At 68.8% G+C, this 23346-nt stretch carries 19 protein-coding genes and 1 tRNA gene; 8 read left to right on the forward strand and 12 right to left on the reverse strand.

The features are described 5' to 3' along the window. The 5 genes from narI to N864_RS03870 all read right to left on the reverse strand — a co-directional run. The coding region (narI, locus tag N864_RS03850; RefSeq protein WP_034713700.1) for a respiratory nitrate reductase subunit gamma at positions 1–638 on the reverse strand (638 nt) is incomplete at its 3' end. Beyond that, the gene (gene narJ / locus N864_RS03855; protein WP_081793347.1) at positions 635–1369 is read right to left on the reverse strand and encodes a nitrate reductase molybdenum cofactor assembly chaperone; all 735 of its coding nucleotides are present in this window, start codon (positions 1367–1369) and stop codon (positions 635–637) included. The genes narJ and narI, both read right to left, overlap by 4 nt. Then, positions 1366–3027: a nitrate reductase subunit beta gene (gene narH / locus N864_RS03860; RefSeq protein WP_034713702.1), complete on the reverse strand. Its 1662-nt coding sequence runs from the start codon at positions 3025–3027 to the stop codon at positions 1366–1368. The genes narJ and narH overlap by 4 nt, the downstream gene beginning before the upstream one ends. A gap of 1 nt (position 3028) precedes the next feature. After that, positions 3029–6766 (reverse strand): nitrate reductase subunit alpha, encoded by a 3738-nt coding sequence (locus N864_RS03865; protein WP_034713704.1) that lies wholly within the window; start codon positions 6764–6766, stop codon positions 3029–3031. Further along, positions 6763–7563, reverse strand: a complete 801-nt coding sequence (locus N864_RS03870) for a helix-turn-helix transcriptional regulator (protein ID WP_051518163.1) — start codon at positions 7561–7563, stop codon at positions 6763–6765. The genes N864_RS03865 and N864_RS03870 overlap by 4 nt, the downstream gene beginning before the upstream one ends. A 386-nt stretch (positions 7564–7949) precedes the next feature. Here N864_RS03870 and N864_RS03875 point away from each other — a divergent pair, with 386 nt between their 5' ends. From N864_RS03875 to N864_RS03890, 4 genes are all read left to right on the forward strand, one after another. Further along, positions 7950–9347 carry an MFS transporter gene (locus N864_RS03875; protein WP_034713707.1) on the forward strand — a complete coding sequence of 466 codons (1398 nt, stop codon included), beginning with the start codon at positions 7950–7952 and terminating at the stop codon, positions 9345–9347. 126 nt (positions 9348–9473) lie between these two features. Next, positions 9474–11054 (forward strand): Re/Si-specific NAD(P)(+) transhydrogenase subunit alpha, encoded by a 1581-nt coding sequence (locus tag N864_RS03880; RefSeq protein WP_240474200.1) that lies wholly within the window; start codon positions 9474–9476, stop codon positions 11052–11054. A 7-nt stretch (positions 11055–11061) separates the two neighbouring features. Next, complete coding sequence (gene pntB / locus N864_RS03885; RefSeq protein ID WP_034713708.1) at positions 11062–12492, forward strand: Re/Si-specific NAD(P)(+) transhydrogenase subunit beta; 1431 nt, start codon at positions 11062–11064, stop codon at positions 12490–12492. A gap of 74 nt (positions 12493–12566) precedes the next feature. Next, entirely contained in the window at positions 12567–14846 is a 2280-nt protein-coding gene (locus N864_RS03890) for a right-handed parallel beta-helix repeat-containing protein (protein ID WP_162164495.1), read from the forward strand. Positions 14847–15032: 186 nt separating this feature from the next. Here N864_RS03890 and N864_RS03895 read toward each other — a convergent pair whose 3' ends face one another. From N864_RS03895 to upp, 6 genes are all read right to left on the reverse strand, one after another. Then, positions 15033–15932 carry a hypothetical protein gene (locus tag N864_RS03895; RefSeq protein ID WP_155892806.1) on the reverse strand — a complete coding sequence of 300 codons (900 nt, stop codon included), beginning with the start codon at positions 15930–15932 and terminating at the stop codon, positions 15033–15035. A 181-nt stretch (positions 15933–16113) separates the two neighbouring features. Then, positions 16114–16854, reverse strand: coding sequence for a YggS family pyridoxal phosphate-dependent enzyme (locus N864_RS03900; RefSeq protein WP_034713712.1), 741 nt, complete (start codon positions 16852–16854; stop codon positions 16114–16116). A 115-nt stretch (positions 16855–16969) separates the two neighbouring features. Further along, on the reverse strand, positions 16970–18472 hold the full coding sequence (locus N864_RS03905) for an amino acid permease (RefSeq protein ID WP_034713715.1): 1503 nt from the start codon (positions 18470–18472) through the stop codon (positions 16970–16972). A 128-nt stretch (positions 18473–18600) separates the two neighbouring features. Further along, positions 18601–19437, reverse strand: coding sequence for a PH domain-containing protein (locus N864_RS23455; RefSeq protein ID WP_081793349.1), 837 nt, complete (start codon positions 19435–19437; stop codon positions 18601–18603). Between the two features lie 26 nt (positions 19438–19463). Then, a complete protein-coding gene (locus N864_RS25470; RefSeq protein ID WP_169735954.1) occupies positions 19464–19634 on the reverse strand; it encodes a hypothetical protein in 171 nt (56 codons plus the stop codon). A 104-nt stretch (positions 19635–19738) separates the two neighbouring features. Next, positions 19739–20377: a uracil phosphoribosyltransferase gene (upp, locus tag N864_RS03915; RefSeq protein ID WP_034713716.1), complete on the reverse strand. Its 639-nt coding sequence runs from the start codon at positions 20375–20377 to the stop codon at positions 19739–19741. 16 nt (positions 20378–20393) lie between these two features. On the opposite strand from upp, the gene N864_RS03920 reads away from it, so the two are divergent. Both N864_RS03920 and N864_RS03925 read left to right on the forward strand, forming a co-directional pair. Continuing rightward, the gene (locus tag N864_RS03920; RefSeq protein ID WP_420805203.1) at positions 20394–20888 is read left to right on the forward strand and encodes a nucleoside deaminase; all 495 of its coding nucleotides are present in this window, start codon (positions 20394–20396) and stop codon (positions 20886–20888) included. Positions 20889–20898: 10 nt separating this feature from the next. Then, positions 20899–20988, forward strand: a tRNA-Ser gene (locus tag N864_RS03925). A 403-nt stretch (positions 20989–21391) separates the two neighbouring features. Here the strand turns inward: N864_RS03925 and N864_RS03930 are convergent. Further along, complete coding sequence (locus tag N864_RS03930; RefSeq protein WP_034713720.1) at positions 21392–22378, reverse strand: hypothetical protein; 987 nt, start codon at positions 22376–22378, stop codon at positions 21392–21394. A 272-nt stretch (positions 22379–22650) separates the two neighbouring features. Here N864_RS03930 and N864_RS03935 point away from each other — a divergent pair, with 272 nt between their 5' ends. Together N864_RS03935 and N864_RS03940 are read left to right on the forward strand one after the other, a co-directional pair. Then, complete coding sequence (locus tag N864_RS03935) at positions 22651–22983, forward strand: type II toxin-antitoxin system RelE/ParE family toxin (RefSeq protein WP_034713722.1); 333 nt, start codon at positions 22651–22653, stop codon at positions 22981–22983. Next, on the forward strand, positions 22973–23275 hold the full coding sequence (locus tag N864_RS03940; RefSeq protein ID WP_034713724.1) for an addiction module antidote protein: 303 nt from the start codon (positions 22973–22975) through the stop codon (positions 23273–23275). Before N864_RS03935 ends, N864_RS03940 begins: the two co-directional genes overlap by 11 nt. Positions 23276–23346: the final 71 nt, after the last annotated feature.

The following is a 23346-nucleotide window of genomic DNA, read 5'->3' on the forward strand; positions in this document are numbered from 1 at the left end:
GCCGAGAAGACGTGGACGAGCCGGGTGAAGGGCCACAGCGCGAAGAGGACGCAGGCGAAGAGCGCGTGCAGCTGGAAGCCGATCGGGGCCACGGTCATGTAGTCCGGCGACGGGTTGAGCGAGAAGATCCCGCGGAACCACAGCGAGACGCTCTCGCGGTAGTTGAACTCGTGCCCCTCCGTCGAGCCGAGCCCGAAGACGCCGGAGGCCACGGTGTTCCACATCCCGAGGAGGATGACGAGGCCGAGGAAGAAGTACATGACCTTGTCCATCACCGTGGTGGCCGAGAAGACCGGCCCGACCGTGCGCCTGCGGTAGATGAGGATGACCATGCCGGCCAGGGTCGCGAGGCCCGCGAGGATGCCGCCCACGAGCGCGACAAGGTGGTAGGCGGACTCGCTGATGCCGATCCCGTCCGTCCAGGCCTTGGGGACGAGCAGGCCGATGATGTGGCCGCCGACCACTCCGAGCATGCCGAAGTGGAACAGCGGGCTGCCCCAGCGCAGCAGCCGCGACTCGTAGAGCTGCGAGCTGCGCGTCGTCCAACCGAACTTGTCGTAGCGGTAACGCCAGAAGTGCCCGACGACGAAGATCGCGAGGCAGAGGTAGGGGAAGATCACCCAGAGGAAGACGCTCATGAGGGGGCTCCTACGCGGATGGTCGGGAAGGTGGCAGTGCTGTCCATCGGTGCTGGCGCAGTCGGTCCGGGCCCGTCATGCAGCCGTGGATCGATCGCGTAGGGCTCGAGGCCGACCTCCTCCTGGGGTGGCCCCTGCTCGACGAGCCGCTGGACCGCCTCGAGGCCCTCCCCGTCGAGCGGCGGGAGCGTCGCACAGAAGGCAGCGACGAGGTCCGCCCACGGAGAACCCTTGTCCGCCAGCGCGATTCGCAGCATCTCCACGCCGGCGCGGTGGTCGGTCACGAGCTTGCGCGCCGCCTCGAGGTCGGCTGTCGCGCCGAACTCCAGCACGACGCCGAGGTGGTCGGGCAGCTCGTCGGCCGACATCTCCACCCCGGCCCGGCGGAAGGCCTGCTTGAACTGCACCAGCGCCACGCCCCGCCGGCGGGTGTCACCGCACGAGAAGTAGGTCAGGTAGAGACAGCACTTGCGGGTGTGGTCGAAGGTCTCGACATAGGTGCGCTGCGCCTCCCCGAGGGGCACGGAGGACAGGTGCGTCAGGAAGGAGGTGAGCGGCATACGGACCGGCTCTGGGAGCCCGTCGGCGACCTCGCGCAGCAGCGGGAGCCGGCCGACCAGCTCCTCCGACGGGTAGTCGAGCAGCAGCGAGACTGCCTGCCACGCACGGCGCGTCTGCTCGTCCGACAGGGGAGGCGGCTGGGTCCGGGCAATCCTGCGGAACGGGTTCACGGCTTCTTCTCCTCCTCCGGGAAGAGCCCCGAGGGGCGGCCCTTGCCGTCCCAGTTGAGCAGGTTGACGCGGCCGCGCAGGCTCGTGCGGCCACCGGCGAGCCGGTTGACGTCGTCGGCCTCCTGGCGCTGCTGCAGCATCCGGAAGTTCTCGACCGCGACGGGGGTGAGGTCGCCCGAGCCCTCGCCGAACGTGCCGTTGTCGGCCTCGTAGTCGAAGTCGACCGGGCACTCGGTGGCGAGCTCCTCGAGCCCGTGCGCCTGCTCGACGTGGGCCGTCGGGATGACGTAGCGCTCGTCGTACTTCGCGATGGCGAGGAGCCGGAACATCTCGTACATCGACTCGCCGTCCATGCCGACGGCGCGGGCGATCTCCTCGTCGGGGTCCTCGCCGAGGTTGATGTCGCGCATGAACGACCGCATCGCCGCGAGCTTCTTGAGCACGTTGCTCACCGTCGCGACGTCGCCGGCCGTGAAGAGGTTGGCGAGGTACTCGACGGGGATGCGCAGCGTCTCGATGGCGGCGAAGAGGTTGTCCTTGCTCTCCGCGTCGTGGCCGGTCTCCTTGACGACGTCGACGACGGGCGACAGCGGCGGGATGTACCAGACCATCGGCATCGTCCGGTACTCCGGGTGGAGTGGCAGGGCGACCTTGTAGTCCTGGATGAGGCGCCGGACCGGTGACTTCTTCGCGGCCTCGATCCAGTCAAGGGGTATGCCGGCCAGCTCGGCCTCGCGTGCGACCGCGGGGTCGTTGGGGTCGAGGAAGACGTCGCACTGCGCCTCGTAGAGCGCCTGGTCGTCTTCTACGCTCGCCGCGTCGAGGACCTTGTCGGCGTCGTAGAGCATCAGGCCGATGTAGCGCAGCCGGCCGACGCACGTCTCGGCGCAGACGGTCGGGATGCCGACCTCGATGCGCGGGTAGCAGAACGTGCACTTCTCGGCCTTGCCGGTCTTGTGGTTGAAGTAGACCTTCTTGTACGGGCACCCCGACACGCACATGCGCCAGCCGCGGCAACGGTCCTGGTCGACGAGGACGATGCCGTCCTCCTCGCGCTTGTAGATCGCGCCGCTCGGGCAGCTCGCGGCACAGCTCGGGTTGAGGCAGTGCTCGCAGATGCGGGGCAGGTAGAACATGAAGGTCTGCTCGAACTCGAACTTGACCTTGTCCTCGATGCCCTTGAGCATCGGGTCCTTGATCGCGACCTCCTGGCTGCCGCCGAGGTTGTCGTCCCAGTTCGCCGACCACCGGATGTTCATCGGCTTGCCGGAGATGAGCGACATCGGCCGCGCCACCGGGAAGACGTCCTGCGCCGGCGCGTTGGTGAGGTTGGCGTAGTCGTAGGTCCAGGGCTCGTAGTAGTCGTCGAGCGAGGGCAGCTTGGGGTTGGAGAAGATCGTCGCGAGCTTCTTCCAGCGGCCGCCGGCCTTGAGGGTGAGCCGGCCCTTCTTGTTCAGCTCCCAGCCGCCCTGCCACGTGTCCTGGTCCTCGTAGGTGCGGGGGTAGCCGAGGCCGGGGCGGGTCTCGACGTTGTTGAACCACACATACTCCATGCCGGTGCGGTTGGTCCACGCCTGCTTGCACGTCACCGAGCAGGTGTGGCAGCCGATGCACTTGTCGAGGTTCATCACCATCGCCATCTGGGCCATGATGCGCATGTCAGTACTCCACCTTCTCGGTGCGGCGCCGGATCACCGTCACCTCGTCTCGTTGGTTGCCGGTCGGACCCAGGTAGTTGAACGCGAAGGCCAGCTGCGCGTAGCCACCGATGAGGTGGCTCGGCTTGACGAGGATCCGCGTCAGCGAGTTGTGGATGCCGCCGCGCCGGCCGTTCGTCTCGGTGCGCGGCACGTCGATGAGGCGGTCCTGGGCGTGGTGCATGTAGACCGTGCCCTCGGGCATCCGGTGGCTGACGATCGCCCGCGCGGCGACGACGCCGTTGCGGTTGACCGCCTCGATCCAGTCGTTGTCCTTGATGCCGACCTTGGCGGCGTCCTTGTCGGACATCCAGATCGCCTGGCCACCGCGCGCGAGCGAGAGCATGAACAGGTTGTCCTGGTACTCCGAGTGGATCGACCACTTGTTGTGCGGCGTCAGGTAGCGCACCGTGACGCCGAGCTCGTCGATGGTGCCGAGCCCCCGCTCGCCGAAGAGCTTCTTCATGTCGAGCGGCGGCCGGTAGATCGGCAGGGCCTCGCCCATCTCGAGCATCCAGTCGTGGTCGAGGTAGAAGTGCTGGCGCCCGGTCAGGGTGTGCCAGGGCTTGAGCCGCTCGACGTTGATCGTGAACGGGCTGTAGCGCCGGCCACCGGTCTCGGAGCCCGACCACTCAGGGCTCGTGATGACCGGCACCGGGGCGGCCTGGATGTCGGCGAAGTTGATCTCCTTGCCCTCGTGCTCGGCGGCGAGGTCGTGCATGACGTGGCCGGTGCGTGCCTCGAGCGTCTTGAAGCCCTGGACCGCGAGGTGGCCGTTCGTCGTGCCGGACAGGCTCATGATCGCCTGCGCCGCCTGGACGCTCGTCTTGATGCTCGGCCGGCCGCTCTTGACGCCGCCGCGCATGACGCCGTTGAGGTGGCCGAGCCGCTCGATCTCGCGCTTGACGTCGTAGGTCACGCCCTTGGTCGTCGTGCCGAGCTTGTCGAGGAGCGGGCCGAGGCTGACCATCTTGTCGTAGATGGCGCCGTAGTCCCGCTCGACGACGACGAGCTTGGGCATCGTCTTGCCGGGGATCGGCTCGCACTCGCCAGCCTTCCAGTCGCGGACGATGCCGTGCGGGTTGGCCATCGCCTCGGCGGTGTCGTGCAGCAGCGGGGCGACGACGAGGTCCTTGCGGACGCCGAGGTGCTTCGCACCGAGCGCCGAGAACTTCTCGGCGATGACCTGGAAGGTGTCCCAGTCGGTCTTCGTCTGCCACGGCGGGTTGATCGCCGGGTTGAACGAGTGGATGAACGGGTGCATGTCGGTCGTGTTGATGTCGTGCTTCTCGTACCAGGTCGCGGCCGGTAGCACGACGTCGGACAGGATCGTCGAGCTCGTCATGCGGAAGTCGAGGGTGAGCAGCAGGTCGAGCTTGCCCTCGGGGGCCTCGTCGCGCCACACCACGTCACGCGGCCGGAGGTGCTCGGGCGTCTCCGTGGCGGAGACGGCGTTGTCGGTGCCGAGCAGGTGCTTGAGGAAGTACTCCTCGCCCTTGGCCGAGCTGCCGAGCAGGTTGGCCCGCCACATCGCCAGCACCCGGGGGAAGTTCTCGGGTGCGTCGGGGTCCTCGACGGCGAAGCGCAGGTCACCGGACTTGAGCCGCGAGACGACGTAGTCGGGGACGCTCTCGCCGGCCGCCTCCGCCTCCGCGCAGATCTCGAGCGGGTTGCGGTTGAGGCTCGGGAAGCTCGGCATCCAGCCCATCCGGGCCGACTTGGCGAGGGTGTCGATCGTCGACATCCCGGTGAAGCGGCCGGTCCCGGTCGGGCCGGCGACCTCGTCGGCCTGGTAGTGGTCGTAGCGGTACTGGTCGGTGTGGACGTACCAGTACGCGGTCTGGATGCCCTGACGCGGCGGCCGGACCCAGTCGAGGGCCATCGCGATGTGCGACCAGCCGGTCACCGGACGCGCCTTCTCCTGGCCGACGTAGTGCGCCCAGCCTCCGCCGTTGCGGCCCTGGCAGCCGGTGATCGTCGTCAGCATGAACATGGCGCGGTAGATCGTGTCGGAGTGGAACCAGTGGTTCGCCCCGGCGCCGACGATGATCATCGAGCGCCCCCCGGTGTCAACGGCGTTCTGCGCGAACTCCCGGGCGATCCGGGCGACGGCCTCGGCCGGCACGGCCGTGATGGTCTCCTGCCAGGCCGGCGTGTAGGGGGCGGAGACGTCGTCGTAGCCGGTCGCATAGCTGCCCGGCAGGTCGGCCCGGGCCACCCCATAGTGCGCGAACATCAGGTCGAGCACGGTCGTGACGAGCCGGTCGCCGACCCGGCGGACCGGCACGCCGCGGCTCGCGATCGTCGGCAGCGACTCGTCGAACCGTGGGAAGTCGACCAGCACCGTGTCGTCGCGGGTGTCGAGGACCGACAGGGCCGGCACGACGTCACCCAGGTCGAGGTTCCACTTGCCGGCGCCCTCGGGTCCGAACCGGTCCGCGAGCGACCCGTTGGGACAGACGAGCTCGCCGGTGCGGCTGTCGAGGACCACCGTGCGGAACTCGGCGCTCTCGCTCTTGGCGAGGTCGCCGCCGAGGTCGGCCGCGGTGAGGAACTTGCCGGGCCGGTAGGTCACCGTTCCTCCGGAAACCGACTCATCGCCCGGCTCCTCGGAGTGTGCCTCGAGCTCGATCAGGAAGGGCAGGTCGGTGTACTGACGGCAGTAGCCGTTGAAGAAGTCCACCTGCTTGTCGGCGAAGAACTCCTTGAGGACGACGTGGCCCATGGCCATCGCCATGGCGGCGTCGGTGCCCGGTGCGATCGCGAGCCACTCGTCGGCGAACTTGACGTTGTCGGCGTAGTCGGGGGCGATCGCGATGACCTTCTGGCCGCGGTAGCGGGCCTCGGTCATCCAGTGGGCGTCGGGGGTGCGCGTCACGGGCACGTTCGAGCCCCACATCATCAGGTACGCGGCGTCCCACCAGTCGCCCGACTCCGGGACGTCGGTCTGGTCACCCCAGATCTGCGGTGATGCGACGGGCAGGTCGGCGTACCAGTCGTAGAACGACAGCATCGCCCCGCCGATGAGCTCCGTGAACCGCGAGCCGGAGGCATGGCTGACCATGGACATGGCGGGGATGGGCGAGAAGCCCGCGACGCGGTCGGGGCCCCACTCCTTGATGGTGGAGACGTATGCCGCTGCCACCAGCTCGGCAGCCTCGTCCCAGGTGGCCCGGACCAGACCGCCCTTGCCGCGGGCGCTCTTGTAGCGCCGCGCCTTCTCGGGGTCGCTGGTGATCTCGCGCCACGCGTCGACGGGGTCACCGAGCCGGGCCCGCGCCTCGCGGTACATCTCGAGCAGGACGCCCCGCACGTAGGGGTAGCGGACCCGGGTCGGGGAGTAGGTGTACCAGGAGAAGGCGGCCCCGCGCGGGCAGCCGCGCGGCTCGTAGTCGGGGCGGTCCGCGCCGGCGGTCGGGTAGTCGGTCTGCTGCGCCTCCCACGTGATGATCCCGTCCTTGACGTAGACCTTCCACGAGCACGAACCGGTGCAGTTGACGCCGTGGGTCGAGCGGACGACCTTGTCGTGGCTCCACCGGTCCCGGTAGAACGCGTCGCCCGTCCGGCCGCCCTCGCGCAGCAGCATCCGCTTGTCGTCGGACACGGTCGCCTGGGTGAAGAAGCGGCGGGTGCCGACGAGCGCGTCGCTGAGCGGGCCGTCGAGACCGACCTCGTGCGTGCGGGTCGCGGGGTCGTTCATGAACGGATCTCCTTGTCGATGAGGGGAGTGCGTGGGGATGTGCTGCCGCGCGCGGTACCCGTCGTGAGGGCCGCCACGCACAGGTGCGGGGTGACGAAGGGGGTGAGGCTGATCTGGGTGTGCTCCTCGCCGAGCTCCTCCATGACGCCGCGCATGAGGCCGCGGTGGATGCCGCACACCAGGGCGGTGTTGTCGCGGGCGAGGTCGATGAACGGGCAGCCGTGCAGGGCGACCCGCGCCGTGCGGCCGCCGTCGGTCGTCGACACCTCGGGGGTGTAGCCCCACTCCTCGAGGATGTCGACCATCCGACCGATCTTGCCGAGCCACTGGCCCGGGGTGCGCGCGGGCGAGGTGCGCGTATCACCCCGCTCCTCCTGCTGGACCCGGTGCCGGGCCCACCGGGCGCCGAGCTCCTCGGGGGTGCGCGACTGGTCGTCGTCCACGCCGAAGGACTGGACGAGCACCTCGGACAGCAGCGCGAACGACTGCTCGGCGCGCTCGCGGTCGAGGGAGCCGTGGGCGATCGCGTAGAGCTTGCGGGGCCGACCGGCGCCACCGCCGCGCATGAAGTGGGACGTCACGAGACCGCCGGCGACGAGCTGGTCGAGGTGGAACCGCATCGTCGTCACGTGCAGGTGCAGCCGGTCGGCGAGGTCGCGCGCCGACAGCCCCTCGGCCGGACGCTTCGCACCGGTGTGCGGGTCGCGCACGGGCGGCAGGTTGGCCAGCACGTCGACGATGCGGCGCCGGACGGAGGAGGTGAGCAGCTCGGTCCCGAGGGGGGCCCGGTCACGCATATCGCTCATCTCCTACGAATTACGAAAGGTGGTCGTGACGTATTTAGAGGAATTCCGTCTCTTCATCTAACCACTCATTCAGCGGATCCGCTGGACGGGTTTTGAGGAGTTTCTCCAGCCCCGCAGGGCCATCACCCGTCGCGTGACGGTCCGCGCAATTCCCGTTGGGACGGCGGGGTTTGGGCGCCGAAGTTGCAGGACAGGCCCGCTACTACGTACTGTAGTTCTCGCACCGGGACCAGGGTCATCCGACAGGATGGTGCGGGGCTGCGGCTGCCCATGAACCGGGTTCGGCCCGGATCAATAAAAAGCATCATCACTCCGTTAAAAGAACCCGTCCTCGTGGTTCGCGAGGACGCGGTCACCGACGCCGTGGAGGCACGCGCATGACCACCAGCACCGTCGCCCGCTCCAAGGGCGAGTGGCTCGAGGCGTGGGACCCGGAGAACGAGCAGACGTGGGACAAAGGTCTCGCCTGGCGCACCCTCTGGATCACCACCTTCAGCCTGACGATGTGCTTCGTCGCCTGGTTCCTGCCCAGCGCGATCGTCCCGAAGCTCAACCCGATCGGCTACAGCTTCACCCAGTCGCAGCTCTACTGGCTCGCCTCGATCCCCGGCCTCGCCGCGGGTCTGCTCCGCATCGTGTGGATGGTGTTGCCCCCGATCATGGGCACCCGCAAGATGGTGACGCTGACCTCGCTGCTCCTCATCGCCCCGATCCTCGGCTGGGGCGTCCGGGTGCAGAGCCCGACCGCGCCCTACTGGGAGCTGCTCACCCTCGCCTTCCTGTCCGGTATCGGTGGCGGTGCCTTCTCGGGCTTCATGCCGTCCACGTCCTACTTCTTCCCAAAGCGACTCCAGGGCACTGCCCTCGGCCTGCAGGCGGGCATCGGCAACTTCGGCGTCTCGCTTGTCCAGCTCCTCACGCCATGGCTGATCGGCTTCGGCATGGTCGGCTTCCTCGGCGGTTCGCAGCTGCTCACCTTCCCGGGCAAGCCCGCGCAGGAGGTGTGGTACCAGAACGCGGCGTTCGTCTGGATCCCACTGCTCGTCATCGTCGCGGCGGTCGCCTGGATGTTCCTCAAGTCCGTCCCCGTCAAGGCGAACATCAAGCAGCAGTTCGACATCTTCCGCAACCAGGACACCTGGTGGATGACGGTGCTCTACATCATGACCTTCGGCACCTTCTCCGGCCTGTCCGCCCAGTTCGGCCTGCTCATGGCCAACCTCTACGGGATCGGCAACAAGGAGATCGTGTCGGGGTCGGGTGCCACCGCCAAGCTCCTCATCGAGGGCTATGCGCCCCCTGACGTCGTCAAGTACGTCTTCCTCGGCCCGCTCGTCGGCGCCGGCGCCCGGGTCGTCTTCTCACCGCTGACCGACCGGATGGGTGGCGCCAAGTGGTCCCTCGTGTCGGGTGTCGGCGTCGTCGCCTCGATCATCTACACGATCCCGGCCCTCAGCCCGGACACGTCCTCGGCCGCGACGCTCCACTCGGGCTTCAACCAGTTCCTCTGGGGGATGCTGGCGATCTTCTTCTTCTCGGGCATCGGCAACGCCTCGACGTTCAAGCAGATGCCGATGATCTTCGAGCGCCGCCAGGCCGGTGGCGTCATCGGCTGGACCGCCGCGATCGCCGCCTTCGGCCCGTTCCTCTTCGGAGTCGGCCTGACGATCATGAGCCCGACGCTGTTCTACATCATCGGCATCGTCTGGGCGGTCATGTGCATCGTGATCACCTGGGTGCGCTACGCCCGGCCCTCGGCGCCGAAGCCCAGCTGAGCCAGTCCCCCGGCAGCATGCGCTGCCGGGGAGAGCGGCATACGTCTCATTTGACCGCTCGAGTATGGAATGTGTGTGAGGGGTGCTCTAGGTTCACAGAGGCAGCCCTGGTCGAAAGTGCCTGCAATGGAGGAGAGCATCGTGCAGATCGGGATCCCCCGGGAGTCACACCCGCGTGAGCGGCGGGTGGCCGCGACCCCCAAGACGGTGGGTCAGCTCGTGGCACTCGGCTACGACGTGGTCATCGAGTCGGGGGCGGGCCACGCGGCCAGCTTCGACGACCCCGCGTACGCGGTGGCCGGCGCCCGTGTCGTTGACCGGGAGGCGGTGTGGCGCTCGGACATCGTCCACAAGATCAACCCGCCGACGGACGAGGAGATCGGGCTGCTGCGGCCCGGCACCGTGCTGGTGGGGCTGATGGCACCGGCGCTGGACCCGGACCTCGTCGAGAAGCTGCGGGCGGCCGGTGTCACCGGGATGGCCATGGACGCCGTGCCCCGGATCAGCCGCGCCCAGTCCCTGGACGTCCTCTCCTCGATGGCCAACATCGCCGGCTACCGGGCGGTCGTCGAGGCGGCGCACGAGTTCGGGTCCTTCTTCACCGGCCAGGTGACGGCGGCCGGCAAGGTGCCCCCGGCGAAGGTGCTCGTGGCCGGCGCCGGCGTGGCAGGTCTTGCGGCGATCGGCACGGCGCGCTCGCTCGGTGCGATCGTGCGCGCCACGGACGCCCGGGCGGAGGTGGCCGAGCAGGTCGAGTCGATGGGGGCCGAGTTCCTCGCCGTCGAGCTGCCGACGGAGCAGACCGGTCCGAGTGCCTCCGGCTACGCGAAGGAGATGGGCGAGGAGTACAACCGTCGCGCCGCCGAGCTCTACGCCTCCCAGCTGCCCGACATCGACATCGTCGTCACCACGGCGCTGATCCCGGGCAAGCCGGCCCCGCGCCTGATCACCGCCGAGATGGTCGGCTCGATGAAGCCCGGCTCGGTCATCGTCGACATGGCGGCCGCGAACGGCGGCAACGTCGAGGGGTCCGTCGCCGACGAGCTGGTCGTGACCGACACCGGCGTGAAGATCATCGGCTACACCGACCTGGCCGGGCGGCTGCCCACCCAGGCGAGCCAGCTCTACGGCACCAACCTCGTCAACCTGATGAAGCTGCTGACGCCCGGCAAGGACGGGCAGCTCGTCCTCGACTTCGACGACGTGGTGCAGCGCAACATGACCGTCGCCCGGGACGGGGAGCTGCTGTGGCCCCCGCCGCCGATCCAGGTCAGCGCCGCTCCGGCGCCGGTGCCGGCCGGGCCGCCGCCACCGAAGGAGGTCGCCAAGGCCGAGTCGACGGGCCCGCGGGACCTGACCCGGCGGCACGTCTACATGGCCGTCGCCGCGGTCGTCTTCCTCGGGATCACGGCACTGTCGAAGGGGACGTTCCTCGCCCCGTTCACGGTGTTCGCGCTCGCGGTCGTGATCGGGTTCTACGTCATCGGCAACGTCGCCCACGCGCTGCACACGCCGCTGATGTCGGTCACCAACGCGATCAGCGGGATCATCATCGTCGGCGCGCTCCTGCAGCTGGGCGCGTCCGGGGTCGCCTCGACCGGTGCGGTGGCGGTGCTCGCCTTCGTCGCGACGCTCGTGGCGAGCATCAACATCTTCGGCGGCTTCACCGTGACCCGCCGCATGCTGACCATGTTCCGGAAGGGCTGAGCCACCGATGAGCACTGACATCGCCCTCGTCGGCGGCGCCTACCTGGTCGCCGCGATCCTGTTCATCCTCAGCCTGGCCGGCCTGTCCAGGCACGAGAGCGCCAAGCAGGGCAACACGTACGGCATCGTCGGCATGGTCATCGCCCTCGCCGCGACGCTGTGGCTCGCCGGGCAGGCGGCCGGCCTGCCGCAGTGGGCCGCGATCCTCGTCGCCATGGCGATCGGAGCCGTCGTGGGGATCCGGCTCGCCGTCCGGGTCGAGATGACGGGGATGCCCGAGCTCATCGCGATGCTGCACAGCTTCGTCGGCCTGGCCGCCGTGCTCGTGGGCTACAACACCTACCTCGTGTCGAGCGGCTCCCAGCCCGGTGCCCTCACCGCGCTCGCGGTGGGAGCCACCTCGGGCGGGGAGGACGCGGTCCACCTGGTCGAGATCTTCCTCGGCGTGTTCATCGGTGCGGTGACCTTCACCGGCTCGATCGTCGCCTTCCTCAAGCTGTCGGCGAAGATCTCGAGCCGACCCCTGATGCTGCCGGCCCGGCACTGGCTCAACCTCGCCGCGGTGGTGGCCTCGCTCGGCCTGATGGTCTGGTTCGTCGTGGCGCCGTCGCTCGTGCCGCTCGTCGCCATGACGGTGATCGCCCTCGCGTTCGGCTGGCACCTCGTCGCCTCGATCGGCGGCGGCGACATGCCGGTCGTCATCTCGATGCTCAACAGCTACTCCGGCTGGGCGGCCGCCGCGGCGGGCTTCATGCTCAGCAACGACCTGCTCATCGTGACCGGCGCCCTCGTCGGCTCCTCCGGTGCCTACCTGTCCTACATCATGTGCCAGGCGATGAACCGGTCGTTCATCTCGGTCATCGCGGGCGGGTTCGGCTCGGACGGCGCGGTCACGGGTCCCGAGGTCGACTACGGCGAGCACCGGGAGACGACCGCGGAGGAGGTCGCCGACCTGCTCAAGGCGGCCCGTTCGGTCGTCATCACCCCGGGCTACGGGATGGCTGTCGCCCAGGCGCAGTACCCCGTCGCGGACCTCACCGCGAAGCTGCGCGAGCGGGGCGTCGAGGTCCGCTTCGGGATCCACCCCGTCGCCGGTCGGCTGCCCGGGCACATGAACGTGCTGCTCGCCGAGGCCAAGGTGCCCTACGACATCGTCCTCGAGATGGACGAGATCAACGAGGACTTCCCCGACACCGATGTCGTGCTCGTCATCGGCGCGAACGACACCGTGAACCCGGCCGCGATGGACGACCCCAGCAGCCCCATCGCCGGCATGCCGGTCCTCGAGGTGTGGAACGCCAAGGAGGTCATCGTCTTCAAGCGGTCCATGGCCGCCGGCTACGCGGGCGTGCAGAACCCGCTCTTCTTCCGGGACAACACGGCGATGCTCTTCGGCGACGCCAAGGACCGGGTCGAGGACATCATCAAGGCACTCTGACCAGCGGCCCGGGACACGCGCCGTACTGCATTTGCATGATGTGATCCCGGGGCCGCCCCACTTACCGTCGAATGATGGCAGCTCGAGGGTGGGGCCGAAGGTTGGCGCTGTGGTCCGCGGCGGCTGTGGCCTCCGCCGTGGCAATCGTGGGCGGCGCCGGAGCGGCGCCAGCGGCCAGTACGACGATCTACGTCGACAAGACCATGTCGTCCTGTTCCGACACCGGGCCCGCAACGAGCACGACGCCGCTGTGCACGATCGCCCAGGCGATGAAGCGGCTCACGGCCGGCGCGACGGTGGAGATCGGGAACGGGACCTATGCCGAGACGGTCACCCCGCCGGTGGGTGGCACCGCGTCCGCACCGATCACGATCACCGCCTGGTCGGGCCGCATGCCGGTCGTCGGCACGGGCGCGTCGTACGGCGTCGTGCTGTCGGGCTGGAGCTACCTGACGGTCTCCGGGCTGACCATCTCGGGAACGGTCCACGAGGGCATCTACGTCATCGGTGGTAGCCACAACACCGTCTCGAACAACGAGGTCACCCTCGCCGGCAACCCCGTGAGCGGACAGACGGCCTCGGGCATCCGGCTGACCAACACGGCCGACGCGACCGTCACCGGGAACAACACGCATGACAACAGTGACAGCGGCATCTACCTGACGGGCAGCACGACCCGGGCGCTGGTGGCCCGCAACGTGTCGAGCGCGAACGCCCGCCAGTACCAGCGCAACGCCAATGGCATCAACGTCATTGCCGCCGGGAACACCATCCTGGGCAACATCACCCACGACAACGAGGACTCGGGCATCCAGTTCTACCCCGGCGGGAACAACAACGTCGCCGTCGGCAACGTCACGTACAACAACGGCGACCACGGGATCGACGACTACAACGTCACGGGTGGGCGGATCACGGGCAACACCGTGTTCCGCAACTGCACGTCCGGCATCAACATCGAGGGCACGTCGGGCAACTACGTCGTGGAGAACAACATCGCCGTCGACAACGCCGTCTACCCGGCCTACCAGGGCATCTCCTGCTCCCGCCGCGCGGGCAACATCGGCGTCTGGGACTCGGCGCCCGCGACGACCACGGTCGACCACAACCTCGTCTGGCTCAGCAAGAGCGGGACACAGTACGTGTTCGGCTCGAAGTACACGTCGTTGTCCGCCATGCAGGCCGCCACTGGCCAGGAGCAGCACGGTGTCCAGGCGAACCCCCAGTTCGTCGACCCCGCCTCCTGGAACCTGCAGCTGCAGGAGGGCTCTGCTGCCATCGACCGGGGGGACTCCGGCGCGGCCGGCGAGCAGGCCAAGGACCTGCTCGGCAACGCCCGCGTCGATGACCCGAACGTGCCGAACACCTATGCCGAGGGCCCCCGGCTCTATGACGACCTCGGCGCCTACGAGTTCCAGCCCAGCGTGACCCCGCCGCCACCCCCGCCACCGCCGCCGGCAGCGCCGACCGCGGTCCTCACCGTGACACCGTCGAGCGGCACCGCCCCTCTCACGGTCAAGGCAGATGCGTCCGGCTCGAGCGACCCCCAGGGCCAGACCCTGACCTACGGGTTCGACTTCGGTGACGGCACCTCGACCGGGCCGCAGTCCAGCCCGACCGCGAGCCACACCTACAGCGCTGCCGGCACCTTCACGGTGAGCGTCAGTGTCACCAACACCTCCGGGCTGACGAGCACGGCGACGCAGAGCGTCTCGGTGGCAGCGCCGCCGACGAGCAAGCCGACCTATGTCGGAGGGATCGCCAACAACTACTCGACCTCGACGCACACGTCGGGCTACATCACCGTCTACAAGTCGACCGGCGTGAAGGTCGGCGACCTCGTCGTGCTGACGCTCCAGCTGACCGGGACTGCGGCGAGCGGGACCGTGAGCGGGACGGACGCGGCTGGGAACGCCTACCAGGCGGTCTCCTCGGTGACCGACCCCTCCGGCGACCGGCTCGTCGTGCTCGCGGGGGTGGCGCAGCAACCGCTCGCGGTCGGCGACAAGATCACCGTGACGTTCCCCTCGGCGGCGACGTACCGGCTGAGCGGTGACGAGTACGCGGGGGTCAGCCGTGTCGACCAGACGGCCGCGGCCTCCGGCACGGGGACGTCCTTCTCGTCCGGCACCGCGCAGGCGAGCAGCGGCGGCGAGGTGGCGTTCGGCGCCGTCGCGACCTTCGCGGGCACCTCGAACCCGACGTGGTCGAGCGGGTGGAGCGGCATCGGGACGTACTCGGTCTCCGGTCGCTACCTGGCCAAGGCGCACCAGCTGCCGGCCTCGGGCGCCTACTCGGCCACGGGCAGCGCGACCGGCGCGTGGCTGGCCACGGTCGTGACGCTCGCTCCCTGACTGACGGTCGTGCGCAGCGACGTTCCCGAGGCCACCCTCGGGAACGTCGCCGCTCGCGTAGAACGCACGAGGTATGCCGCTCACCCCGTCCCCGCGGGACCGCGCGGTCGCGACGCGGCTGGGACAGCGGCATACCGGCTGTTCCTTGGGACGACCATCAATGACCCCGCATGCGCGCCACCCCGTTTAGAGCGGCTGCGCTGCCTGAAAGGGGGTCGTTCGGCGGTACTGGACGGCCCGCTCGAACGCAGAGCGCAGCCAGGTCTGGCGCCGCATGGCCTGCTGGTGGGAGACGCGCAGGACGAGCCAGCCGTCGAGACCGAGCTCGGTGTAGCGGTGGCAGTCGATGTCGATCTGTTGCCGCGAGGTGTGGTACTCGTAGCTGTCCGCCTCGACGACGATGCCGAGGGCGCCATCGACGAGGTCGGGATGGATCGTCCGGTCCGCTGAGCTGATCGGCACCTGTGGGCGCAGGGCAAGCCCCGGCACGTCGAGGCTGACTGCGCGCACCACGGACTCGAACGGGTTCTCGGCGCGCGGATCGGCGTGGCGGGCCACGCGGAGCGCCGGTTGGCGGCCAGCGCGTTTGACCTGCGTCGCGGCGGCCAGCAGTTGGTCCCGGGTGACGTTGCCATTCCGCAGAGCGGAGTCGGCGATGGCGAGGGCTTCGTCGAAGGGCAGCCGCGTGGCGCAGTCGATCACGGTGCGGACCGGGTTTGTGACATGAGGGGCAGCAAGGTCCGAGGGCGTGAGAGCCCTCCAGCTGATGAGGCAGCGCTCACGCTCCGCCGGCGCGACCTTCCGTCCGCGGGGAACCGCGATCTCCGGTCGTGACGGCTGCGTCTTCAGGCGCCAGCCATGGAACGCCGCCGCGCTCCGTCCCATCATGACCGCTCGCAAGCGTCGTGCCGCACGGAGCCCGTCGTCGGCGGTCGCCAGGGCGTAGTGACCGCGACCGTCGCGCATGATGTGGCCGTCCTCGACGGCGAGGCGGATCTCTCGAGCGGAGTACCAGCGACGCAGCTCGGCGCGCGTCGCCACGCCGCCGCGGGCGTCCAGGGTGCGGGCCACGGGGTGCATGGGCATGGCGTTAACCCTCGCGGATCCGCCGATCATGCATCGATACGTGTCCACAGGTCCGCCGAACGACCACCAATCGGCGGTCGAGCACGAGGCCGTGCTCAGACGGGTATCGGCCGACGAAGGATGGTCGTTCCAAGGAACGTCAGCCGCGCGGACTGCTCGGGACCGCGTGGCCGGCGTCGGCTCAGTTGCCGCCGCCCACGCCGGGCCAGTAGGCGTTCGGGTCGAGCCGCGCGCCGAAGATCGCCTGCCCGACGCGGACGCAGGTGGCGCCGTGCTCGATGGCCAGCTCGTAGTCGCCCGACATCCCCATCGACAGCTCGTGCCAGCCCTCGCCGACGGACACGGCGTCGGCCTGCCGGAGCTGCTTTTGCAGAGCCACCATCCGGTGGAAGCACGCCGCCACCTTGTCCTCGTCGGACGAGAAGACGGCGAGCGTCATCAGGCCGCGCACCCGCAGCGCGTCGAACGCGGCGAGCTCCCGGGCAAACCCGACGACCTCCTCGGGGGGCAGCCCGAACTTGCTCTCCTCACCGGACGAGTTGACCTGGACGAGCACGTCGAGCCGGCGCCCCTCGCCCTGCAACCGCTTGTCGAGCTCCTTCGCGAGCCGGAGGGAGTCGAGCGCCTGGAACTCGCTCGCGAACTCGGCGACGAGCCGCGCCTTGTTGCGCTGCAGGTGCCCGATCACCGCCCACTCGATGCCGTCCAGCTCCCGGAGCCGACCCCACTTGTCGTAGGCCTCCTGGACCTTGTTCTCGCCGAAGCGCCGGTAGCCGGCGTCGTACGCGGCCGTGATCTTCTCGATCGACATCGTCTTGCTGACGGGCAGCAGCCGTACCGCGGCCGGGTCGCGGTCGGCACGGCGGCACGCGGCGGCGATCCGGTCCTCGACGGCGCGCAGGTTGGCGGCGATGTCATCCATGCCGTCAGCCAAGCACACCTCGCTCGCACGTGGCGCTCGGGAGGGGGAGCCGGAGGAGTGGTATGCCGCTGAGCCGGCTCAGCGGCATACCGCTCCCTCGTGGGTGGGCTGGGACTCAGCTCTCGTCGAGCATCTGCGGCATGCCGGCCTCGAGGGCACCGGCCTCGTCGCCCGTCTCGAGGCGGCTGTGTGAGCGGGAGTAGAGGAAGTAGATCGCGAAGCCGAGGACCATCCAGATGACGAACCGCAGCCACGTCTCGATCGACAGGTTGAGGATGAGGTAGAAGCAGAACAGGGCGGACAGCCACGGCACGACGGGGTTGCCGGGCACGCGGAACGAGCGCTTGAGGTCGGGCCGGCGCTTGCGGAGCACCGGGATCGCGAGCGAGACGAGCATGAAGGCCGACAGCGTCCCGATGTTGACCATCTCCTCGAGCTTGCCGATCGGCGTGAGCGAGGCGATGAGCGCGATGAGCGTGCCGATGATGATCGTCAGGCGCACCGGGGTGCCCGTGCGGGGGTGCGTCTGGCCGAGCGAGGGCGGCAGCAGCCGGTCGCGACTCATCGCGAAGGTGACCCGGGTCGCGCCGATCATGAGGGTCATCACGACCGTCGTGAGGCCCGCCACGGCGCCGGCCGACACGAGGGTCGCGAAGCCGGGCCGCCCGACGTCGATGAACGCGCTGGCGAGCGCGGCCTTCGGGTCGATGTCCGGGTAGTGCACCATGCCGGTGATGACGAGCGAGACCGCCATGTAGAGGATCGTGCAGATGATGAGCGAGCCGATGATGCCGATCGGCAGGTCCCGCTTGGGGTTCTTCGCCTCCTCGGCCGTCGTCGCGACGACGTCGAAGCCGATGTAGGCGAAGAAGACGATGGCCGCACCGGCCATGATGCCGAGCACCCCGAAGGTGGCCGGCGTCATCCCGGTGGCGAGCTGGATCAGCGGCGTCGAGAGCCCGGACGCGGCCTTGCCCGGCTGGGACGGCGGGATGAACGGCGACCAGTTCTCGCGCTTGACGTAGAAGAGGCCGGCGACGATGACGAACAGGACGATGAAGACCTTGACCCCGACGAGGACGAGGTTGACCCGCAGCGACTCCTTGATGCCGATCGCGACGAGGACGGTCAGGGCCGCGATGAGGAGGAAGGCGAGCAGGTCGAAGTGCGAGCCGGGCCCGAGCGACGCGGGCCAGGTGACGCCGAGCTGGCCGAGCAGGGTGACGAGGTACTCGGACCAGCTCTGGGCGACGACGCTCGCGCCGAGCATCATCTCGAGGAGCAGGTCCCAGCCGATGATCCAGGCGATGAGCTCGCCCAGCGTCGCGTAGGAGAACGTGTAGGCCGAGCCGGAGATCGGCACCGTCGAGGCGAACTCGGCGTAGCAGAGGGCGGCGAGCCCGCAGACGATCGCGCCGATGACGAAGGACAGGGCGATCGAGGGGCCGGCGTACTGCTGGGCCGCCTTGCCCGTCACGGTGAAGATACCTGCGCCGATGATGACGCCGACCCCGAAGACGGTCAGGTCGAGGGCGCTCAGCCGCCGCTTGAGCCGGTGCCCCTCCTCCTCGGAGGCAGCGAGCGTCTGTTCGATCGACTTGGTCCGTAGCAGGGTCATCCGAGCCTCCGGTGGTCGTGCGATGGCGACCCGTCACACGCTAGTCCTGCGGGGCGCACTCCGGCCGGGGGAGCGGGGCGGTGTCACGCGTCTTTCGGGCACCCACCGGATACCCGGCCGCGGGCTGCTCAGTCGTGGCGGTTCGAGTCGCGGTTCCAGCCGTGGTTCGGGTCGCCGTTCGGGTCACGCCCGTGGTCGCGGCGCCGCCACCGCCCGGGGCGCTGGGTGATCGGGCCGGTGTCGGGCCCGCGGCGGCTCTCGCGGAGGTCCTCGCTCGCATAGACCTGCTCGCCGCCGTGGATCGGCAGGGCCCGGGACCACGAGCCGAGCCGGTCCTGGACCGGGCTGTGGGTGGGCACGTCGGGGTAGTCCGTCACCCCCTCCGCGAACGGCTCCTCCTCGACGACGTCGAGGTCGGCCCCGCGCCCGCGCCGGAGGCTCTCCGCGAGCGGGTCGACGGGGCGGACGTGGAAGATCTCGGCACAGATGGCGCGATAGGTCGCGTCAGGGTCGGGCACCCAGTTGACCACCTTGAGCGCCTGTTCCTGGCCGGCGCTCTCCATGATGAACCGGCCGTAGCCGAGCAGCTGGCCGGGGATGGAGCGGACGTAGCTCATGTCCGTCACCTTCAGCAGCGGCATCATCGCGACCTTGTGCGTGACGAGGCCGTAGCGCAGCAGGAGCCGCTTGTCGGTCGCGAGGAACCAGTCGTGCCGCCACTCGAGGACGCGCCAGGCGGCCCGGGCAGCGAGGAAGCAGAAGCCGAGCCACAGCACCGTGGCGACGAACTGGGTGGCGGCGGTGATGTTGGAGTCGACCCACAGCGCCGCGGCCAGGCCCGCCACGGCGGTGGCGACGGGCTCGGCCACCCGTGCCCAGTGCTGGTGGACGGCGGCGACGACCCGCTCACCCGGGAGGAGGTAGGGGGCGAGCGCGGTCGGGATGTCGGGGCGGAGCAGGGCCATCGGCCGCCTCCAGGGCTAACAGGTGTTCAGGACCGGTTGAGCAGCGAGTCGAAGAACCGGAGGATCGCGTTGAAACCGTCGACGAGGACCCCCCAGATGTTCTGGAGGATGCCGGCTGCCTTGTCGGGCGACGTGAAGATCGCATAGACGAAGAAGGCGACGACCACCCAGAGGATGATCTTTCTGACCTTGGACATGAGGGGTACTCCAGACGGCGGGGGCGACCGCGAGAGGACATGGATCGTCTCGAGTCTGCCCAGCGGGGCGACCCGATCGGGGGAGGCTGGGGGGTGTGTCGCCGTCAGACGACGCCGTAGAGCCGGTCGCCGGCGTCCCCGAGGCCCGGCACGATGTAGCCCTTCTCGTTGAGCCGCTCGTCGATCGTGCCGACGACGATCTTGACCGGGATGTCGCTGTCGGTCATCTCCGACTCGACGTGCTTGATGCCCTCCGGAGCGGCGAGCAGGCAGACACAGGTGATGTCGCGGGCGCCCTTGGTGCGGAGGTAGTCGATCGCCATGACGAGCGTGTTGCCGGTGGCCAGCATCGGGTCGAGGACGAACACTTGCCGCCCGTTGAGGTCCTCGGGCAGCCGGTTGGCGTAGGCCGACACCTGCAGCGTCTGCTCGTCGCGGATCATGCCGAGGAAGCCGACCTCCGCGCTGGGCAGCAGCCGCACCATGCCCTCGAGCATGCCGAGACCGGCGCGCAGGATCGGGACGATGATCGGCTTGGGGTTGGCCAGCTTGATGCCGGTCGTGGCCGCCACGGGCGTCTCGATCTCGAACGGCTCCGTCCGCACCTCGCGGGTCGCCTCGTAGGCGAGCAGCGTGACGAGCTCGTCGGCGAGGCGTCGGAACGTCGGGCTGTCGGTCCGCTTGTCGCGCAGGTAGGTGAGCTTGTGGGCGATGAGCGGATGATCCGCGACGTGGACGTCCATGGGGGAAACTTATCGTGTGAGACCACCGACCGAGGCCGCCGTGGCCGTCCCGCCCGAGACCTACGAGGAATGGATGCAGGCCGCCCTCGAGCTGGCGGAGCTGGCGGCCGGTTCGCAGGACGTGCCGGTCGGGGCCGTCGTCCTGTCGCCCGACGGTGAGCTGCTCGGCCGCGGCCGCAACGTCCGCGAGGAGCAGGCCGACCCGACGGGTCATGCGGAGATCGTGGCCCTGCGGGAGGCGGCCGAGCGGATCGGGGCCTGGCGTCTCGAGGGGTGCCGGTTGGTCGTGACCCTGGAGCCCTGCGTGATGTGCGCTGGTGCGGCGATCGCGGCACGGCTCGAGCAGATCGTCTTCGGGGCCTGGGATCCCAAGGCCGGGGCGTGCGGATCGGTGTGGGACCTGACTCGCGACCCCCTCGCGATCCACAACGTCGACATCGTCGGAGGGGTGCGTGCCGAGGAGTCCGCGGAGCTGCTCGTCGATTTCTTCGAGGGCAGGCGGCTCGGGTAAGGTCACCTGCGGTGGCGTGTCCGAGCGGCCTAAGGAGCACGCCTCGAAAGCGTGTGTGGGGGCAACTCCACCGTGGGTTCAAATCCCACCGCCACCGCCATCTGACCTGCGGAAACGTCGGTCGGCTTCCTCCCGGAGCTGACCGGCGTTTCCCAGGCCTAGTCTCATCTGCGGTCTCAGTTCGGCCTCTCCAAGCGCCCGAGCGCCCGTCCGCTGGCGTCCACGGACGTTCACCGACGTCCGCGACGTCGCTACACCTGCAAGGTGCACGCTCCCGAAGCGTGCTTGAGACGGTTCGACATCGTTCGTTGGCGGCCGTGAGGTCTCCTGAGCCCGTCTGGCGATCCGTAATGCCCGCGGATTTCGTAGGGTCGGCCCGGAGCTGGTCCGGTCGGTCTGACATACCCCCATGTGTGCAGCCACTTCCCCGCGCCGGTGCCGGAGTGCGCGCCTGCCAGCCCGGGACCCCTCTCACGCGGCCACAGTCGCCCCGGGCTCCGACGTTATGGATCTCGTGGCGGTTTGCCTTCAGACGAGTCGGGATTCGGCCATAGCTCCCATCTATTCGCACGACCTCGACGCACCTCTGCATCGGGGTACGTGGCTTGTAGAACCTGGAGCCGCTCGACGACCTCGCCGATCGGCAACCCCGAGGGAATGACAGCGACTGGCTCCGGCTTCGGGGGCGGAGGTGCCGCCGGCTTCGAAACTTCGTTACGCCGCGCCATGTCCTCGAACATCTGGCGCACCTTCTGGAGCTGAGCCCCCCACCCCGGCCAGGCAGGGCATGGGCCGTCCGCTGGGGGAGTCACCCAGCCGTGTTTGGCCCATGGCGTGGCGCAGTCCGCACACATGTCCTCGGACTCAAGTCGCGGGACGGCCAGGAGCTCCGCGAGACGCGCCCTCTTTACGTCCCGCTCGCCCCTGAGCTTCGAACGCTCGGCCTTGTCCTCGGTGCTCCCGAGCGCTACCTCCAGCTCCGGCAATCTGGCCCGTAGCTTGGTGACCTCATCGATGCGGTGCTGGCGGTAGTGGTGGAGCGTTGTGAAGCGACGGTCAGCCGGAAGGTGGCCGTTGGTGTCCGGTACGTCCTCTGGATCTCCGACCGCAGGTTCGAGTTCCTCGACCTTGGCGCGGTGGCGAACGATCGCCCCATCCAGTTCGGCTACCTTCGCCGCTCGTCGCTTCGGGTCCATCGCGGGGAAGGCATCGCCCGCGCTGAGCTGCTCGATCTCCTGAAGCTGGTGTTCGAGGATCGAATGGCACTCCAGCAGCGCCAAGCGCGCCTTCTCCCGCTCCGGGTCGTACCGCGTAAGGTTCGTCTGCCGCTGCGCTTCACGCTCGGCTTGCCGGCGCTCGAAGTCCTGGTCCCACTGCTTCATCTGGGCATCGATCTGGCGCTTCGTCTTGGGCTTGAAGCCAGGCTCAGCGCGTTCCCACTCCTCCATGACCACCTGGGCGCGTTCCAGAGCGGCGGCTTCTTCCTCCATCCGCCACGGGTTCCAGAACCGGTCCTTGTGTAGCTCGACGAACAGCGCCCGAGCAGTGACGCTCTCCTCGAAGGTGGATGTCGCACCAGGCCTGGCTCGCCAAGTCGCACCCCATCGCTGTAGATGCCCTCTGGGAGGGCGACCGTTTCCGAGTTGGTAGCCATGCGGGCTACTATGCGCGGCTCAGCGCACGACCCGCCAGAGTCGACCCCCTCTGGTGGGCAGCCCACACCCGTTGAGCAGATCCCTCGGGTGTCAGCTATAGTCGACACATGATCGAAGTCGTCCAGGCCGGCGAGTTCGAGAAGTGGATCCGAAAACTGAAGGACAGGCAGGGCAAGCTCCGCATCCTCAAGCGCATTGATCGGTTGGCCAATGGAAATCCGGGCGATGTCGCTCCGGTGGGCAACGGACTCTCGGAGCTACGCCTCGATGTGGGGCCGGGATACAGGGTCTACTACCTGCAGGAGCGCGACGCGTTGGTGCTGCTGCTGTGCGGCGGCGACAAGTCGACGCAACAGAAGGACATCGAGAAGGCACACGAGCTGGCCGATGGGTGGCGAGCGGATCAGAGGGGCAGGAACGGAGACAGCGATGACTACTAAGAGTGAGAAGTACACGCCGTTCGATGTGGCCGACTACCTCGACGACCTCGACGATGTCGCTGGCTACCTCGAACTCGCCCTAGAAGAGTCCGCCGAGGACCCGAGTGCCGTTCCGCGCGCACTTGGTGTGATCGCACGCTCGCGGAACATGAGTGAGCTCGCCCGCCGTGTTGGCATGAGCCGCGACGGTCTCTACAAGGCGCTGTCCGAAGAAGGCAACCCGACCTGGTCCACGATTCTCAAAGTGACCGGCGCCCTCGGCCTGCGCTTCGAGCTCCACCCCGTCGCATAGCGACGCCAGCCGTCTCATTCCCAGTCTCATTCGCCTCCTGCTTTGGTGGTTCGTGAGCGTTCGGCGGACGC

The organism is Intrasporangium chromatireducens Q5-1, from assembly GCF_000576575.1.
GTDB lineage: Bacteria > Actinomycetota > Actinomycetes > Actinomycetales > Dermatophilaceae > Intrasporangium_A > Intrasporangium_A chromatireducens.

Bases quoted from the DNA above. Each gene is read 5' to 3' on its own strand.
- narH (WP_034713702.1), bottom strand. From the start codon at position 3,027: ATGCGCATCATGGCCCAGATGGCGATGGTGATGAACCTCGACAAGTGC.
- N864_RS03865 (WP_034713704.1), bottom strand. From the start codon at position 6,766: ATGAACGACCCCGCGACCCGCACGCACGAGGTCGGTCTCGACGGCCCG.
- N864_RS03870 (WP_051518163.1), bottom strand. From the start codon at position 7,563: ATGCGTGACCGGGCCCCCCTCGGGACCGAGCTGCTCACCTCCTCCGTC.
- N864_RS03875 (WP_034713707.1), top strand. From the start codon at position 7,950: ATGACCACCAGCACCGTCGCCCGCTCCAAGGGCGAGTGGCTCGAGGCG.
- N864_RS03880 (WP_240474200.1), top strand. From the start codon at position 9,474: ATGGAGGAGAGCATCGTGCAGATCGGGATCCCCCGGGAGTCACACCCG.
- pntB (WP_034713708.1), top strand. From the start codon at position 11,062: ATGAGCACTGACATCGCCCTCGTCGGCGGCGCCTACCTGGTCGCCGCG.
- N864_RS03890 (WP_162164495.1), top strand. From the start codon at position 12,567: ATGGCAGCTCGAGGGTGGGGCCGAAGGTTGGCGCTGTGGTCCGCGGCG.
- N864_RS03895 (WP_155892806.1), bottom strand. From the start codon at position 15,932: ATGCCCATGCACCCCGTGGCCCGCACCCTGGACGCCCGCGGCGGCGTG.
- N864_RS03900 (WP_034713712.1), bottom strand. From the start codon at position 16,854: ATGGATGACATCGCCGCCAACCTGCGCGCCGTCGAGGACCGGATCGCC.
- N864_RS03905 (WP_034713715.1), bottom strand. From the start codon at position 18,472: ATGACCCTGCTACGGACCAAGTCGATCGAACAGACGCTCGCTGCCTCC.
- N864_RS23455 (WP_081793349.1), bottom strand. From the start codon at position 19,437: ATGGCCCTGCTCCGCCCCGACATCCCGACCGCGCTCGCCCCCTACCTC.
- N864_RS25470 (WP_169735954.1), bottom strand. From the start codon at position 19,634: ATGTCCAAGGTCAGAAAGATCATCCTCTGGGTGGTCGTCGCCTTCTTC.
- upp (WP_034713716.1), bottom strand. From the start codon at position 20,377: ATGGACGTCCACGTCGCGGATCATCCGCTCATCGCCCACAAGCTCACC.
- N864_RS03930 (WP_034713720.1), bottom strand. From the start codon at position 22,378: ATGGAGGAAGAAGCCGCCGCTCTGGAACGCGCCCAGGTGGTCATGGAG.
- N864_RS03935 (WP_034713722.1), top strand. From the start codon at position 22,651: ATGATCGAAGTCGTCCAGGCCGGCGAGTTCGAGAAGTGGATCCGAAAA.
- N864_RS03940 (WP_034713724.1), top strand. From the start codon at position 22,973: ATGACTACTAAGAGTGAGAAGTACACGCCGTTCGATGTGGCCGACTAC.